Below are 12,695 nucleotides of genomic sequence, written 5' to 3' on the forward strand. Positions count from 1 at the left end.
TCGTCCGCTACTTGTCGATGTCCCCGACGACGAAGAAGAACGATCCCAGGATCGCCACCATGTCCGCGACCAGCGTGCCGGGCAGCAGCGCGCCGAGCGCCTGGATGTTGTTGAACGACGCCGAGCGCAGCTTCAGCCGGTACGGCGTCCGCTCGCCGCGCGAGACGAGGTAGTACCCGTTGAGCCCGAGCGGGTTCTCCGTCCACGCGTACGTCGCGCCCTCGGGGGCCTTCAGCACCTTCGGCAGCCGCTGGTTGACGGGCCCAGGCGGCAGCTCGGCGAGGCGGTCGAGGCAGGCGTCGGCGAGGTCGAGCGCGTTGCGCGTCTGGTCGAGCAGCACCTCGAAGCGCGCCAGGCAGTCGCCCGCCGTCCGCGTCGCGACGCGCAGCACGCCGCCCAGCTCGCGGTACGCGAGGTACGGCTCGTCGCGCCGCAGGTCGAAGTCCACGCCGCTGGCCCGCGCGATCGGCCCGGAGACGCCGTACGCGTGGACCGCCGCCGCGTCGAGCACGCCGACGCCGCGCGTCCTGGCGCGGAACACCTCGTTCCCCAGCACCAGGCCGTCCAGCCGCGGCATCCCGGCGCGCACCCCGGCGACGGCCTGCCGGGCGCGGTCGGTCCAGCCGGCCGGGAGGTCCTCCTTGAGGCCGCCGACGCGGTTGAACATGTAGTGCATCCGGCCGCCCGAGACCTCCTCCATGACGTGCTGGAGCGTCTCGCGCTCGGTGAAGGCGTAGAAGATCGGCGTCAGGCCGCCCAGTTCGAGCGGGTAGGAGCCGAGGAACATCAGGTGGTTCAGCACCCGGTTCAGCTCGGCGAGCAGCGTGCGCAGCCAGACGGCGCGCTCCGGGACCTCCATGCCGAGCATGCGCTCGACGGCCAGGACGACGCCCAGCTCGTTGGAGAAAGCCGACAGCCAGTCGTGCCGGTTCGCCAGCACGATGATCTGCCGGTAGTCCCGCGCCTCGAACAGTTTCTCCGCGCCCCGGTGCATGTACCCGACGACGGGCTCGGCCCGCGCGATCCGCTCGCCGTCGAGCACGAGCCGCAGGCGCAGGACGCCATGGGTGGACGGGTGCTGCGGCCCGATGTTCAGCACCATGTCCGTGCTGCCGTCGAACCCCGCGCTCGCCCCGCCGACCCCGACCACGGTCTCCGTCATGCGCGCCAGTCTGTCACCCCGGCCGCCGCGCGGCCCACCGCCCGCGGCGCGGGGACTCTAAGCTCGACGGCATGGACTGGGTGGCAGCGGAGGCGGGACAGCCCCCGCCGGGGGCGGCGTCGGGCGAGACCTGGCGGCCGGTGATGCCGGGCCTGCTGACGATGCGGCGGCTGCTCCTCGTCTGCTGGCTCGCGCCGCCCGCGCTGCTCGCCGCGCTGCTGCCGCCGCTGCTGGGCGGCCCGGTGTGGGCGCTGACGGCGCTGCCGCCGGTCGCCGCCGCCGTGTGGGGCTGGTGGGCGCTGGGGCGCAACTGGCGTTCGTGGTGCTACCAGGAGCGCGACGATGACCTGCTCATCCAGCGCGGCGTGCTGTGGCGGCAGCTGACGGTCGTGCCGTACGGGCGGATGCAGCTCGTCGAGGTGACGTCGGGGCCGCTGGAGCGGCGCTTCGGGCTGGCGCGGCTCCAGCTGCACACGGCGGCCGCCGCGACGGACGCGACCGTGCCTGGCCTGGCCCCGGCGGAGGCGGAACGGCTGCGCGACCGGCTCACGGAGCTGGGCGAGGCCCGTTCGGCGGGGCTGTGAGCGGCGAGGCCGTGCGCGGCGCGGCGGCCGTGCCGGGGGGCGAGATCCCCGCCGGGCAGGGGCGCCGCCTGCACCCGCTGACCCCCTGGCGCCGCGCATGGGCACCGCTCGCCGGGCTCTTCGCCGTGATGGCGCAGAACGTGGAGGAGCTGCGCCGCTGGACGTCGTCCGTCGCGGTGGGGTGGCTGCTGCTGTCGCTCGGGCTGCTGCTCGCGTGCGCGGGGCTCTACGGCTTCCTGTCGTGGCGCGTGACGCGCTTCCTCGTCACCGACACGGAACTGCGCATCCGCACCGGCCTGCTGTTCCGGCGTTCCGCCCATCTGCGGCTGGACCGCATCCAGTCGATCGACGTGAGCCGCCCGCTGCTGGCCCGGCTGCTGGGGGTGGCGAAGCTGCGCATGGAGGTCGTCGGTTCCAAGTCGGCCGACGAACTGGCGTTCCTGGGCGAGGCCGAGGCCCGCGACCTGCGCGCCGAACTGCTCGCGCGCGCTGCGGGCATCGCACCCGAGGCCGCGCCCAGCGCGGGCGAGGCCCCGGCGCTGACGCTGCACGAGGTGGACCCGAAGATGCTCGCGTGGTCGCTCGTACTGCGCGGCGGGACGTGGGCGTTCCTGCTGACGGGCGCGTGCGTGCTGCCACTGCTGTGGGTGACGACCAACAGCGTCCTCGCGTCCCTGCTCGTCCTGCTGCCACTGGTCACGGTGTACTGGCGGGCGAGCGTCGGCAGCTACCTGACGCTGTACGGCTGGACCGTCAGCGAATCACCCGACGGCCTGCGCCTCGACCACGGCCTCCTCCAGCGGGACCACGCGACCGTTCCCCCGGGGCGGGTGCAGTGCGTACGGCTCGTGGAGCCGCTGCTGTGGCGGCGGCGCGGCTGGGTCCGGGTCGAGCTGGATGTCGCGGGCACGGGGACGGGCAACCGCAAGGGCCTCCTCCTGCCCGTCGCCCCGCGCACCGAGGCCGCCGCGCTGCTCGGCCGCGTGCTGCCGCAGGTGGACGTGCGGGCGGCGCTCGACGCGGTGCGCCCGGCGCCCGACCGCGCGCGCTGGGCGGCACCGGTGTGGCGGACGGGGTACGGGTACGCGGCGACGCCGACGCTGTTCGTCGCCCGGCGCGGGCGGCTGCGGCGGACGCACGAGCTGGTGCCGCACGCGAAGGTGCAGAGCGTACGGCTCACGCAGGGACCGCGCGCCCGCCTGCTGCGGCTGGCGAACGTCCACGTCGACCACGGGGCGAACGGCACGGCGACGGCGCGCCTGCTCGACGCGCGTCACGCGGCGGCCGAGGTCGCCGCGCAGGCGGACCGCTCCCGCCTCGGCCGCCGCACGGCCACCCCCGACCGCTGGCTGACGGGCCCCTGACCCCGCGCGGGTCAGGAGAAGCGCGTCGGGCCCAGGCCGTCGTCCGGGGCGGCGCCGTCGCCGTTCCCGTCCGGGGTGCCGTCCCCGTCCCCGTCCTCGTCCTCGTCGTCGCCCTCGATCAGCACCGGCGACCCGTGGTGGCTCCACAGCCGCCAGCCGCCGTCCTCACCGCGCCGGAAGACGTTGGTCGCCACAACGAGGCCGCCGACCAGCGGCCCGGCCGAGCCGTCCGCCTCGGCGGGCCCGCCGCTGAGGATGTTCTCGGTGCAGGTGACGAGCGCGGTGTCGGCGAGGACGGACACCTGGACGTCCGTCAGGAAGAACTGGATGTACTCGGTGTTCGCCATGATCAGCGCATACGACCGCAGCACCTCGCCGCGTCCGCTGATGACCGGCCAGCCGGGGTGGACGACGCTGATGCCCTCGTGGTCGAGCCAGCGGGCGCCCAGCGCGTCGAGGTCGGCGCTCTCCAGCGCCTCGTACAGCGCGGTGTTGGCGGCCGTGACCGCCTCGGCGTCCGTGCCGGCGCCGCTCATCCCGCCGCCCCGACCGCCGCGACGACCCGTACGGCGTCCGCGCTGGCCCGCACCTCGTGGACCCGCACCGCCCACGCCCCCGCCGACGCGGCGAGCGCGCTGACGGCGGCGGTGGCGGCGTCGCGTTCCCGCGCCCGGGGCGGGGTGCCGCCCGGCCCGGCCAGCACATGCCCGAGGAACCGTTTGCGCGACGCGGCGACCAGCAGCGGCCTGCCCAGCTCGGCGCGCAGCCGCGCGGTGGCGGCGACGAGCGCGAGGTCGTGCTCCGCCGTCTTGGCGAAGCCGAGGCCGGGGTCGGCGATCAGCCGGTCCTCGGCGATGCCGCCCGCGGCGGCGGCGTCGAGCGCGCGGCGCAGTTCGTCCAGCACCTCGCCGACGACGTCGCCGTACACTGCGCGCTCGTTCATGTCGGCGCTCTGGCCGCGCCAGTGCATGACGACGAACGGGACGCCCGTCTCGGCGACCGCCGGGATCATCGCGGGGTCGGCGCGGCCGCCGCTCACGTCGTTCACGAGCACGGCACCGGCGGCGACGGCGCGCCCCGCCACGGAGGCGCGCATCGTGTCCACGCTGACCCGTACCCCCTCGGCGGCCAGCGCCCCGACCACCGGCACCACGCGGCGCAGTTCCTCCGCCTCGTCCACCCGGCTGGCGCCCGGTCGGGTCGATTCCCCGCCGACGTCCACGAGGTCCGCGCCCTGCGCGACCAGGTCGAGCCCCCGCTTGACGGCGAGGTCCGTGTCGAACCAGCGCCCGCCGTCCGAGAACGAGTCGGGCGTGACGTTGACCACCCCCATCACCGCGCAGCGGTCCCACCCGGGGAGTCCTGCCACCTGGCCGTGCGAGATGCTCATGGCACCAGGGTAGGGGCAGGCACGGCGCTCCCGGCGCCGCCGGACGGGAACATCCGGGGGCGGTGCGGCGCTGAACCGGGCTGTCCGCACCTCGCAGGTAGATTCGATTACCCCCGCCCGCCGCACCAGGCGGTGCAGGGGGTCAGGACGACCGTGCACGACTGGTGAGAGGGAGTGAGCGCCGTGGACCGCATAGCCCTGCGCGGACTGAGCGGCAGAGGATTCCACGGGGTGCACCCGAGGGAACGTGAGGAAGGACAGACGTTCGTCGTCGATGTCGTCCTCGGCCTCGACACCCGCCCTGCCGCCGACAGCGACGACCTCGCGCGCACGGTGGACTACGGGGTGGTGGCGGAGCAGATCCACTCGGTCGTCACCGGTGAACCGTGCGATCTGGTCGAGACCCTGGCCCAGCGCATCGCGGACCGGTGCCTCGCGCAGAGGGCCGTACAGGAGGCGGAGGTCACGGTGCACAAACCCCAGGCGCCGATCACCGTCCCCTTCGACGACGTGACCATCACCATCAAGCGGAGCCGAACATGACACCCTCGCACGCGTCCTCCCCCGACCCGACCGTCCAGCCGGTGCCTGCCTCCGTCGTCCGCCAGGTGGACGCCGCCGACGCCACGCTGCACAACCCGCGCCGCGCCGTCCTCTCCCTCGGCAGCAACCTCGGCAACCGCCTCGAAACCCTCCAGGGCGCCGTGGACGCGCTGGAGGACACGCCGGGCGTCCGCGTCAAAGCGGTGTCGCCGGTGTACGAGACGGAGCCCTGGGGCGTCGATCCGGGCAGCCAGCCGACGTACTTCAACGCGGTGGTGCTCGTGAAGACCACGCTGCCCCCGGCGTCGCTGCTGGAGCGGGCGCACGCGATCGAGGAGGCGTACCGGCGCGTGCGCGACACCCGGTGGGGGCCGCGCACGCTGGACGTGGACATCCTCAGCTACCAGGGCGTGACGTCGGGCGACCCGGCGCTGACGCTCCCCCATCCCCGGGCGCACGAGCGGGCGTTCGTCCTCGTACCGTGGCACGATGTCGATCCGGACGCGGAGGTGCCGGGCCACGGCACGGTCGCGTCGCTGCTCGCGGAGATCGCCGAGCGGGGGGTGACGGCCAGGCCCGACCTGGCGCTCGTCCTGCCGGACTGACCCGCACCCGCGTCACTCCCACCCGCCCCCGACCACGACGGACCCCGACTGCTGTGAACCAACTGCGGATCAGGACGCTGGCCGTACTGTTCGCCGGTGCCTTCGCCCTGTGCTGGGCGGCCTCCGGGCTGTGGGAGTCGCTGGACAACACGCTCCCGGCCGTCCCGCTGCTCGCCCCGGTCATCCTGGCGCTGATCGCGGGCGTGCTGCTGGCCACGGCGCTGTCGCTGCGCGGCAGGCTGCGGGCCGAGCGGGAGGGCCGCCCGCGCGCCAGGCCGCTCGACCGCATGATGGTGGCGCGGGCCGTCGTCTTCGGGCAGGCGAGCGCGCTGGTGTCGGCGCTGGTCGGGGGCGCGTACGGCGGGCTCGGGCTGTACTTCGTGCTGTACCGGATGGACGTGCCCAACCGCCGTGACCAGGCGCTGTACGCGGGTCTCGCGGTCGTCGCGGCGGTGGCCGTGATCGCGGCGGCGCTGCTGCTGGAACGGGTCTGCCGCCTGCCGGACGGCGACGAGGACGACGACGGGGGCGGCGGCCCGCTGCGCCACCCGGCCTGATCGCGCCGCCCGATCACTTGCCGACGACGCTCCACGTGCCGCCGCCCGCGAGGGCGGCCCAGGGCGCCATCGGGAACCTCTGTGTCACCGGCCCCGGCCACGACCGGGCCGACGCGAAGCACATGGTCGCCGCCCTCCTCACCGGCTGCCGCCGCACGGCGTCGGCCACCGCGTGGTCGGGTCGCCGGGTCCGGCGGGCCGCCGGCCGAACGGGACGCGACGTACCGCAGCGCCCGTTCGGCCGGTGTGCCCGTGCCTCCGTCAGCCGACCGCGGTGACGATGTCCAGCTCGACATCGGCGCGCTCGATCGCGTTGGCGTCCGCGTCGATGGAGCGGCGCAGGGCCTCGTGCAGGCTGGAGGGGGTCAGCACGCCGAGGAAGCGGTCGTTGTCCGCCGGGTCGAGGACGGCGATCCAGCCCGCGTCGTACTGGAGCATGGTGCTGAACGCCGTCTTCAGCGAGGCGCCGAGCGGCAGCCACGCCTCCATGCGGCGGGCGTGCGCGGAGACCGGCCCCTCGGCCGGCGCGGCACCGTCCTGGCCACCGGGTATCGGCACCCAGCCGTGCAGCGTGTCGTCGCCGTCGAGGACGACGGCCCAGCGGGCGCCGGACTCGCGCATCCCGGCGACGGCGGCGCTCATCGGGTCGGCGAGGTGGACGACCGGCGGCTGTTCGAGGTCGCCGCGCTCCACCGGCGTGACGGACAGCCGCTTCAGGCCGCGGTCGCTGCCGACGAACGACGCGACGTAGTCGGTGGCGGGCGCGCCGAGCACGGCGGCCGGGGAGTCGAACTGCTCGATGCGGCCCTGCCCGTAGACGGCCATCCGGTCGCCGAGCCGGACGGCCTCCTCGATGTCGTGCGTGACGAAGAGCACGGTCTTGCGCATCTCCGCCTGGAGCCGGAGGAATTCGTTCTGCAAACGTTCGCGGACGACCGGATCGACGGCGCCGAAGGGCTCGTCCATCAGCAGGACGGGCGGGTCGGCGGCCAGGGCGCGGGCGACGCCGACGCGCTGGCGCTGGCCGCCGGAGAGCTGGTCGGGGTAGCGGTCGCCGTGCACGGCCGGGTCGAGACCGACCAGTTCGAGCAGTTCCGCGGCCCGGCGGCGGGCGGTGGCGCGGCGCTCGCCGAGGAGGACGGGGACGGTCGCCGTGTTGTCGAGGACGGTGCGGTGCGGGAAGAGGCCGACCTGCTGGATGACGTACCCGATCCGGCGGCGCAGCTTCACCGGGTCGTGGTCGGCGACGTCCTTGCCGTCGAACAGGACGCGGCCCGAGGTGGGCTCCTCCAGCCGGTTGACCATCCGCATCGTGGTGGTCTTCCCACAACCCGAGGGCCCGACGAGGGTCACGATCTCACCCTCGGCCACCTCCAGGTTCAGGTCATCGACGGCAACCGTGCCGTCCTGATAACGCTTGGTGACATTCTCGAACCGCAACATGTTCATCATTCTGTCAGGTTTAACGACTAGGGTCGTTGTACATGAGTGCGGTGAGCAGCGTGAGCTGCCTACAGGCGAACGAGTGGATCTGCGGCGAGTACGTCCGCGACCGCGCCGACGAGCTCACCGATGCCACGGTGGAGCACCTCGTCATCACAGCGACCGCGATCGGCATCGCCATCGTCGTCGCCTTCCCGCTGGCGCTGCTCGCGCGGCGCTGGCGCCTCGCCGCGGGCGGCATCCTGGGGGTGACGACGATCCTCTACACCGTGCCGACCCTCGCCATGTACGCGCTGCTGCTGCCGGTGTTCGGCATCTCCATGTCGGTGGTGGTCTGCGGCCTTGTCCTCTACTCCCTCACGATTCTCGTCCGCAACACCTTGGAGGGTTTGCGCGCGGTCCCCGACGAGGCACGGGAGGCGGCCCGCGGCCTCGGCTACGGGCGGCTGCGGCTGCTGCTCACCGTCGAGCTGCCCCTCGCCCTCCCCGCCCTGCTGGCGGGCGTCAGGATCGCGACCGTCTCGGCCGTCTCGCTGACGACGGTCGGCGCGATCGTCGGCTACGGCGGGCTCGGCAACCTCATCTACTCGGGCATGGACAGCTACTTCAAGGCCCAGGTCCTCACCGCGTCCGTCCTGTGCGTCGCCCTCGCCGTCGCGTCCGACCTGCTGCTGCTCCTCGCGCAGCGCCTGCTGACGCCCTGGGAACGCGCCGGCGGACGGCGACGGTGGCGGCGGCGCTCCGCCGTACGCCAGGACGCGGCGCTCGCGACCCCGGAGGCGGTGTGACATGGGAAGTGTCGAGGAAGCCTGGAACTGGCTCGCCGACGGCGCCAACTGGTCGGGATCGGCGGGCATCTGGCACCGCCTGAACGAGCACCTCCAGCTCACCGGCCTGTGCCTGCTGATCTCCTGCGCCATCGCCCTGCCGCTCGCCCTGTGGCTCGGCCACAACGGCGGCCGCCGCGTCGGCGGCGCCGTCGCCATCAACATCTCGAACGCGGGCCGCGCCGTCCCCACCTTCGCCGTCCTCGTCCTGCTCACCCTCAGCCCGCTCGGCCGCCAGGGCGAACTGCCGACGATCATCGCGCTCGTCCTGTTCGCCGTGCCGCCGCTGCTGACCAACGCGTACGTCGGCGTCTCCACGGCCGACCGCGACGTCGTGCAGGCCGCGCGGGGCATGGGCATGTCGCGGTGGCAGCTGCTCGGCCGCGTCGAGGTGCCCCTCGCGTTCCCGCTGATCATGACCGGCGTGCGCACCGCCGCCGTGCAGATCGTCGCCACCGCGACCCTGGCCGCGCTGCCGGGCGGCGGCGGCCTCGGCCGCCTGATCACGGCGGGTTTCGCCACCTACCGGACGGGTCAGGTGGTGGCGGGCGCCGCGCTCGTCGCCCTGCTGGCCCTCGCCATCGAGGGGCTGCTCGTGCTCGCACAGCGCCTGCTCGACCCGAACCCCCGCCGTACCGCGCCCCGTCGCCGTACGTCAAGAACCACCCAGTCAGAACCTGTTGGACGGAGAATCTCGTGACCTCGACACCCAAGCGCCGTCACCGCACCGCGCTGCTCGCCGCCGGCGGCATCGCCGCGCTGTCCATGACGCTCAGCGCCTGCGGCGGCGGCGACAGCCTGGAGGAGGAGGGCAGCGGCGGCGGTGGCGGCAGCACCGAGCCCGGTGAGGGCGGTGCGGGCGGCGGCGGCTCGCTGACCATCGGCGGCGCCAACTTCACCGAGGCCACCATCATGGCCGAGCTGTACTCCCAGGTCCTGGCCGACGCCGGGTTCGACACGGACATCGCCACCGTCCAGGGCCGCGAGCTGTACGAGCCGGAGCTGGAGAGCGGCGGCATCGACATCGTGCCCGAGTACGCGGCGACGATGGCCGAGTTCCTCAACGCGCAGGTCAACGGCCCCGACGCCGAGCCCGTCGCCACCTCCGACGCGGACGAGACGGTCGCCGCCCTGCGCGAGCTGGCCGAGCCGCGCGGCCTGACCGTGCTGGACGCGGGCGACGCGGTGGACCAGAACGCGTTCGCCGTCAGCCAGGAGTTCGCCGAGGAGCACGACCTGCGGACGCTCACCGACCTGGGCGAGTCGGGCCTGCCCATCGTCCTCGCCGCGGGCGACGAGTGCCCCGAGCGCTACTTCTGCGAGCCGGGCCTCGAAGAGGTCTACGGCATCGACATCACGGAGATCGACCCGCGCGGCGTCGGCACCGTCCAGTCGAAGCAGGCCGTCGCGGACGGCGACGACCAGCTCGCGCTCGTCACCACGACCGACGCGACGCTGGAGCAGTTCGGCCTGGTCCTGCTGGAGGACGACAAGCAGCTCCAGCTCGCCGACAACCTGCTGCCCGTCCTCAACACCGAGAGCGCCGGTGACCCGGCCATCGCCGAGGCGCTGAACGAGCTGACCGCGACCCTCACCACCGAGGACCTCAGCCGGCTCAACCTCCAGGTCGACGGCGAGCGCCGCCAGGCCGAGGACGTCGCCCGCGAGTACCTGGAGGAGAAGGGCCTCATCGGCTCCTGACCGCCCGCCGGAACCCCGGAGGGACCGTCCCGCACGGCTGTTGATAACCAGCAGGGCACAACCCTCCGGGGCCACTCCCCCGGGCCTGCGCGACCACGGTAAGTTTCGCCCCATGGCCCGTGGACGTCACCGCACTTCGGCACTGCACCGTGTGCTGATCCCGGCCGCGCTCGGCAGCGTCGCGCTGCTGTGCGCGGCCGTCGCATGGCTGGTCGGCGGCGAACCCGCCGACCGCGATGCCCTCGTCCTCCGCGTCCTCGTCGCGGCGGCCGCCTTCGCCGCCGTCGCCGGCGCCGCGCTGCTGCGCCGCTGGGACGCCGAGGCGAGCCGCCAGGTCGCCCGCGAACGGGCCGACAAGGCCGGTCTCAGCTGGCGCGCCGAGGAGCGCGAGTCCCAGCTGGAGGAGGCGCGGGAGCTGGTCGCCGCGCTGGAGGACAAGGTCCGCGACAAACGCGCCGAGCTGGGAAGCCTGCGCTCCGAGCACGCCGACCTGCTGCGCCGTTACGCGACCGCCGAGAGCGAACGCGCCCGCGCCCTGGAGGGCCGCCGCCGTCTCGCGCTCGAAGCGGCGGAACCCCCGCGCGCCCTGGCCGCCGGGCCCGCCGACCACCGTACGCACGCCGGGGCGCCGACCCCGCTGACGTACCGGCTGGCCCACGACGCGCTCACCCGCCTCGCCCGCCCGGCCCCCGCGCCCGCTCCCGAGCCCGCCGCCCCGGAGCCGGAGCCGGAGCCGGCCGCACGCCGCCAACTCCCCCCGTCACCCCGCAAGCCCGCGTCGATCCAGCGCACGGGCGGCGGCTTCGACTTCTTCGGCACCAGCACCGGAACCGGCTCGCGCTGACGCCCGCCTCACCCGCCGAACGGACGTGGCACGCCGCCCGTTCGGCAGGCGTCGGCGATCGCCCGCGTGTCCCAGTAGAACGGGTAGACCTCGGCGATCCGCCCGTCCTCGACCCGGATCGTCTGGAGTACGGGGAAGCCGAGTTCGCGGCCGGTGGCCCGCGCGCGGGCACGGATCTGCGTGAGCACCACCGCCGTTTCCCCGGTGGCGAGGAACTCCTGCTCCTCCATCTCGAACGACTCCCACGCCTCCGCCATCGCGAGGAAGAACCGCGCCATGCCGTCGTGCCCGCGCCAGGTGCCGCCGTAGGGCAGGGCGTCCGCCTGGTGCAGCACGACATCGGGTGCGAAGAAGGGCGCGAGCAGGTCGAACGAGGCCCGGCCGGGGCCTCCCGCCGCCAGATACTCCGCCTCGGCCGCGTACATACCGGTGAGGACCGTCACTGAGTCCGTAGCTGATGACATCGCCATCCCGCCACACCGCTGTCCGGGGCGCTACTCCCGGGCGTCCCGGTCGAGTGCGTCGAGCAGGTCCACGGCGGCGGCCATGTAGCCGCTGATCCAGCGATCGTGGATGCGCTTGATGGGCAGGGGCGCGAGCGACAGGTGGCGCTCCCGTCCCAGCCGCCGGCCGGTGACGAGCCCGGCCTGTTCCAGCACGCGGAGGTGCTGGAGCACGGTGGTGCGGTCGAGTTCGGGCAGCAGCGCGCACAGTTCCCCGGTGGTGCGGGTGGCCGCCTTGAGCGCGTCGAGCATGCGCCGCCGCACCGGCGAGGCGAGGGCCTTGAACACGCGGTCGTCGTCCGCGTCCTCGTCAGTCGAGCCAATCATGTTGTAACTTTACAACATGACATCGAACGCACCCCTCACCGAACTGTCCTTCACCGTCTCGGGACGCGTCGCACGGCCCGTCGAGCAGGTCTACGAAGCCGTCGCCGACCCGGACCAGCTGTCCCGCTACTTCACCACCGGCGGCGCCAAGGGCCGCCTCGAACCGGGCGGGGAGGTGACGTGGGACTTCGCCGACTTCCCCGGCGCGTTCCCCGTCACCGTGACCGAGGCGGCCCCGCCCCGGCGGCTGGCCATCGAGTGGGACGGCAGCGCGACCACCGGCGAGCAGGGCACCACGCGCACGGTCTTCGAGTTCGAGCCCATCGACGCGGGCCGGCGCACGCTGGTGACGATCACCGAGACCTCATGGCAGCCCACCCCCGAAGGCGCCAAGGCGGCCTTCGGCAACTGCGAGGGCTGGACGGGCATGCTCACCGCACTCAAGGCATGGCTCGAACACGGCATCAACCTCCGCGAAGGCTTCTACCGCTGACCCACCGGCCCTCCAAGACAACGCCCTTGGGCCAACCCCGGCCACACTCGGGGGTGTCCCCAGGGCGCTACTCCCCCTCTCGCGTGAAGTCCACGAGGGAGCAGCCGTTCCCTGTGGTGCGGGGAGGGCGATGTCCGGCGTCCACGCTCTCAGGCGGGCGGTAGGGAGAGTCGGGGCATCTTGGGGTGCTGGAGGTGTTGGCCGTCTCGGGTCACGGTGAGTGTGAAGTCCGCCGCCCCTGGGGCACCGGCGGCGTCGTAGGCGTCGAGTACGTCTTCCACACGGCTCCACAGGTGAACGGGACCGCGCTCCCCGACGCGCCAGTCCTCGCCGTCCGGCGTGAGGATCGCCT

Annotated in this window: 16 protein-coding genes and 2 pseudogenes; 11 read left to right on the forward strand and 7 right to left on the reverse strand. The window is 73.8% G+C overall.

Translation table 11 applies throughout. The features are described 5' to 3' along the window. Window positions 1-7 precede the first annotated feature (7 nt). Entirely contained in the window at window positions 8-1,162 is a 1,155-nt protein-coding gene (locus tag ACL02R_RS25070) for an NADH-quinone oxidoreductase subunit D (protein ID WP_412799232.1), read from the reverse strand. A 71-nt stretch (window positions 1,163-1,233) separates the two neighbouring features. On the opposite strand from ACL02R_RS25070, the gene ACL02R_RS25075 reads away from it, so the two are divergent. Together ACL02R_RS25075 and ACL02R_RS25080 are read left to right on the forward strand one after the other, a co-directional pair. Beyond that, window positions 1,234-1,746 (forward strand): PH domain-containing protein, encoded by a 513-nt coding sequence (locus ACL02R_RS25075; protein WP_412799233.1) that lies wholly within the window; start codon window positions 1,234-1,236, stop codon window positions 1,744-1,746. Beyond that, window positions 1,743-3,110: a PH domain-containing protein gene (locus ACL02R_RS25080; protein ID WP_412799234.1), complete on the forward strand. Its 1,368-nt coding sequence runs from the start codon at window positions 1,743-1,745 to the stop codon at window positions 3,108-3,110. The genes ACL02R_RS25075 and ACL02R_RS25080 overlap by 4 nt, the downstream gene beginning before the upstream one ends. An 11-nt stretch (window positions 3,111-3,121) precedes the next feature. Here the strand turns inward: ACL02R_RS25080 and ACL02R_RS25085 are convergent, their stop codons facing one another. Together ACL02R_RS25085 and folP are read right to left on the reverse strand one after the other, a co-directional pair. Further along, the gene (locus ACL02R_RS25085) at window positions 3,122-3,646 is read right to left on the reverse strand and encodes a nuclear transport factor 2 family protein (RefSeq protein WP_412799235.1); all 525 of its coding nucleotides are present in this window, start codon (window positions 3,644-3,646) and stop codon (window positions 3,122-3,124) included. Continuing rightward, entirely contained in the window at window positions 3,643-4,500 is an 858-nt protein-coding gene (folP, locus tag ACL02R_RS25090) for a dihydropteroate synthase (RefSeq protein WP_412799236.1), read from the reverse strand. Before folP ends, ACL02R_RS25085 begins: the two co-directional genes overlap by 4 nt. A gap of 183 nt (window positions 4,501-4,683) precedes the next feature. Here folP and folB point away from each other — a divergent pair, with 183 nt between their 5' ends. The 4 genes and pseudogenes from folB to ACL02R_RS25110 form a co-directional block, all read left to right on the forward strand. Next, window positions 4,684-5,043: a dihydroneopterin aldolase gene (folB, locus tag ACL02R_RS25095; RefSeq protein ID WP_412799237.1), complete on the forward strand. Its 360-nt coding sequence runs from the start codon at window positions 4,684-4,686 to the stop codon at window positions 5,041-5,043. Next, a complete protein-coding gene (gene folK / locus ACL02R_RS25100) occupies window positions 5,040-5,648 on the forward strand; it encodes a 2-amino-4-hydroxy-6-hydroxymethyldihydropteridine diphosphokinase (RefSeq protein WP_362960795.1) in 609 nt (202 codons plus the stop codon). Before folB ends, folK begins: the two co-directional genes overlap by 4 nt. Before the next feature lie 53 nt (window positions 5,649-5,701). Continuing rightward, the gene (locus ACL02R_RS25105; protein ID WP_412799238.1) at window positions 5,702-6,205 is read left to right on the forward strand and encodes a DUF3180 domain-containing protein; all 504 of its coding nucleotides are present in this window, start codon (window positions 5,702-5,704) and stop codon (window positions 6,203-6,205) included. A gap of 65 nt (window positions 6,206-6,270) precedes the next feature. Further along, window positions 6,271-6,366 (forward strand): annotated as a pseudogene (locus ACL02R_RS25110) (TetR/AcrR family transcriptional regulator); the annotation flags it as partial. A 100-nt stretch (window positions 6,367-6,466) separates the two neighbouring features. Here the strand turns inward: ACL02R_RS25110 and ACL02R_RS25115 are convergent. After that, the gene (locus tag ACL02R_RS25115) at window positions 6,467-7,648 is read right to left on the reverse strand and encodes an ABC transporter ATP-binding protein (protein ID WP_412799239.1); all 1,182 of its coding nucleotides are present in this window, start codon (window positions 7,646-7,648) and stop codon (window positions 6,467-6,469) included. A gap of 41 nt (window positions 7,649-7,689) precedes the next feature. On the opposite strand from ACL02R_RS25115, the gene ACL02R_RS25120 reads away from it, so the two are divergent. The 4 genes from ACL02R_RS25120 to ACL02R_RS25135 all read left to right on the forward strand — a co-directional run bounded on the left by ACL02R_RS25120 (window position 7,690) and on the right by ACL02R_RS25135 (window position 11,020). Next, entirely contained in the window at window positions 7,690-8,436 is a 747-nt protein-coding gene (locus tag ACL02R_RS25120; RefSeq protein ID WP_412799240.1) for an ABC transporter permease, read from the forward strand. Between the two features lies 1 nt (window position 8,437). After that, window positions 8,438-9,175 carry an ABC transporter permease gene (locus ACL02R_RS25125; RefSeq protein ID WP_412799241.1) on the forward strand — a complete coding sequence of 246 codons (738 nt, stop codon included), beginning with the start codon at window positions 8,438-8,440 and terminating at the stop codon, window positions 9,173-9,175. 65 nt (window positions 9,176-9,240) lie between these two features. Beyond that, on the forward strand, window positions 9,241-10,176 hold the full coding sequence (locus tag ACL02R_RS25130; protein ID WP_412799247.1) for an ABC transporter substrate-binding protein: 936 nt from the start codon (window positions 9,241-9,243) through the stop codon (window positions 10,174-10,176). A 112-nt stretch (window positions 10,177-10,288) separates the two neighbouring features. Then, window positions 10,289-11,020: a hypothetical protein gene (locus tag ACL02R_RS25135; RefSeq protein ID WP_412799242.1), complete on the forward strand. Its 732-nt coding sequence runs from the start codon at window positions 10,289-10,291 to the stop codon at window positions 11,018-11,020. An 8-nt stretch (window positions 11,021-11,028) separates the two neighbouring features. Here ACL02R_RS25135 and ACL02R_RS25140 read toward each other — a convergent pair whose 3' ends face one another. Together ACL02R_RS25140 and ACL02R_RS25145 are read right to left on the reverse strand one after the other, a co-directional pair. Next, entirely contained in the window at window positions 11,029-11,490 is a 462-nt protein-coding gene (locus ACL02R_RS25140) for a nuclear transport factor 2 family protein (RefSeq protein ID WP_412799243.1), read from the reverse strand. 24 nt (window positions 11,491-11,514) lie between these two features. Continuing rightward, a complete protein-coding gene (locus ACL02R_RS25145) occupies window positions 11,515-11,850 on the reverse strand; it encodes an ArsR/SmtB family transcription factor (RefSeq protein WP_412799244.1) in 336 nt (111 codons plus the stop codon). Between the two features lie 16 nt (window positions 11,851-11,866). Here ACL02R_RS25145 and ACL02R_RS25150 point away from each other — a divergent pair, with 16 nt between their 5' ends. Then, on the forward strand, window positions 11,867-12,343 hold the full coding sequence (locus ACL02R_RS25150; RefSeq protein ID WP_412799245.1) for an SRPBCC family protein: 477 nt from the start codon (window positions 11,867-11,869) through the stop codon (window positions 12,341-12,343). A gap of 149 nt (window positions 12,344-12,492) precedes the next feature. On the opposite strand, the pseudogene ACL02R_RS25155 reads toward ACL02R_RS25150, so the two are convergent. Beyond that, window positions 12,493-12,695 (reverse strand): annotated as a pseudogene (locus tag ACL02R_RS25155) (SAM-dependent methyltransferase); the annotation flags it as partial.

Origin of the sequence: Streptomyces sp. MS19 (assembly GCF_047200595.1) — a bacterium.
GTDB lineage: Bacteria > Actinomycetota > Actinomycetes > Streptomycetales > Streptomycetaceae > Streptomyces.

Bases quoted from the DNA above. Each gene is read 5' to 3' on its own strand.
- ACL02R_RS25070 (WP_412799232.1), bottom strand. From the start codon at position 1,162: ATGACGGAGACCGTGGTCGGGGTCGGCGGGGCGAGCGCGGGGTTCGAC.
- ACL02R_RS25130 (WP_412799247.1), top strand. From the start codon at position 9,241: ATGACGCTCAGCGCCTGCGGCGGCGGCGACAGCCTGGAGGAGGAGGGC.
- ACL02R_RS25125 (WP_412799241.1), top strand. From the start codon at position 8,438: ATGGGAAGTGTCGAGGAAGCCTGGAACTGGCTCGCCGACGGCGCCAAC.
- ACL02R_RS25085 (WP_412799235.1), bottom strand. From the start codon at position 3,646: ATGAGCGGCGCCGGCACGGACGCCGAGGCGGTCACGGCCGCCAACACC.
- ACL02R_RS25115 (WP_412799239.1), bottom strand. From the start codon at position 7,648: ATGTTGCGGTTCGAGAATGTCACCAAGCGTTATCAGGACGGCACGGTT.
- ACL02R_RS25075 (WP_412799233.1), top strand. From the start codon at position 1,234: ATGGACTGGGTGGCAGCGGAGGCGGGACAGCCCCCGCCGGGGGCGGCG.
- folK (WP_362960795.1), top strand. From the start codon at position 5,040: ATGACACCCTCGCACGCGTCCTCCCCCGACCCGACCGTCCAGCCGGTG.
- ACL02R_RS25150 (WP_412799245.1), top strand. From the start codon at position 11,867: ATGACATCGAACGCACCCCTCACCGAACTGTCCTTCACCGTCTCGGGA.
- ACL02R_RS25140 (WP_412799243.1), bottom strand. From the start codon at position 11,490: ATGGCGATGTCATCAGCTACGGACTCAGTGACGGTCCTCACCGGTATG.
- folP (WP_412799236.1), bottom strand. From the start codon at position 4,500: ATGAGCATCTCGCACGGCCAGGTGGCAGGACTCCCCGGGTGGGACCGC.
- ACL02R_RS25135 (WP_412799242.1), top strand. From the start codon at position 10,289: ATGGCCCGTGGACGTCACCGCACTTCGGCACTGCACCGTGTGCTGATC.
- ACL02R_RS25145 (WP_412799244.1), bottom strand. From the start codon at position 11,850: ATGATTGGCTCGACTGACGAGGACGCGGACGACGACCGCGTGTTCAAG.
- ACL02R_RS25120 (WP_412799240.1), top strand. From the start codon at position 7,690: ATGAGTGCGGTGAGCAGCGTGAGCTGCCTACAGGCGAACGAGTGGATC.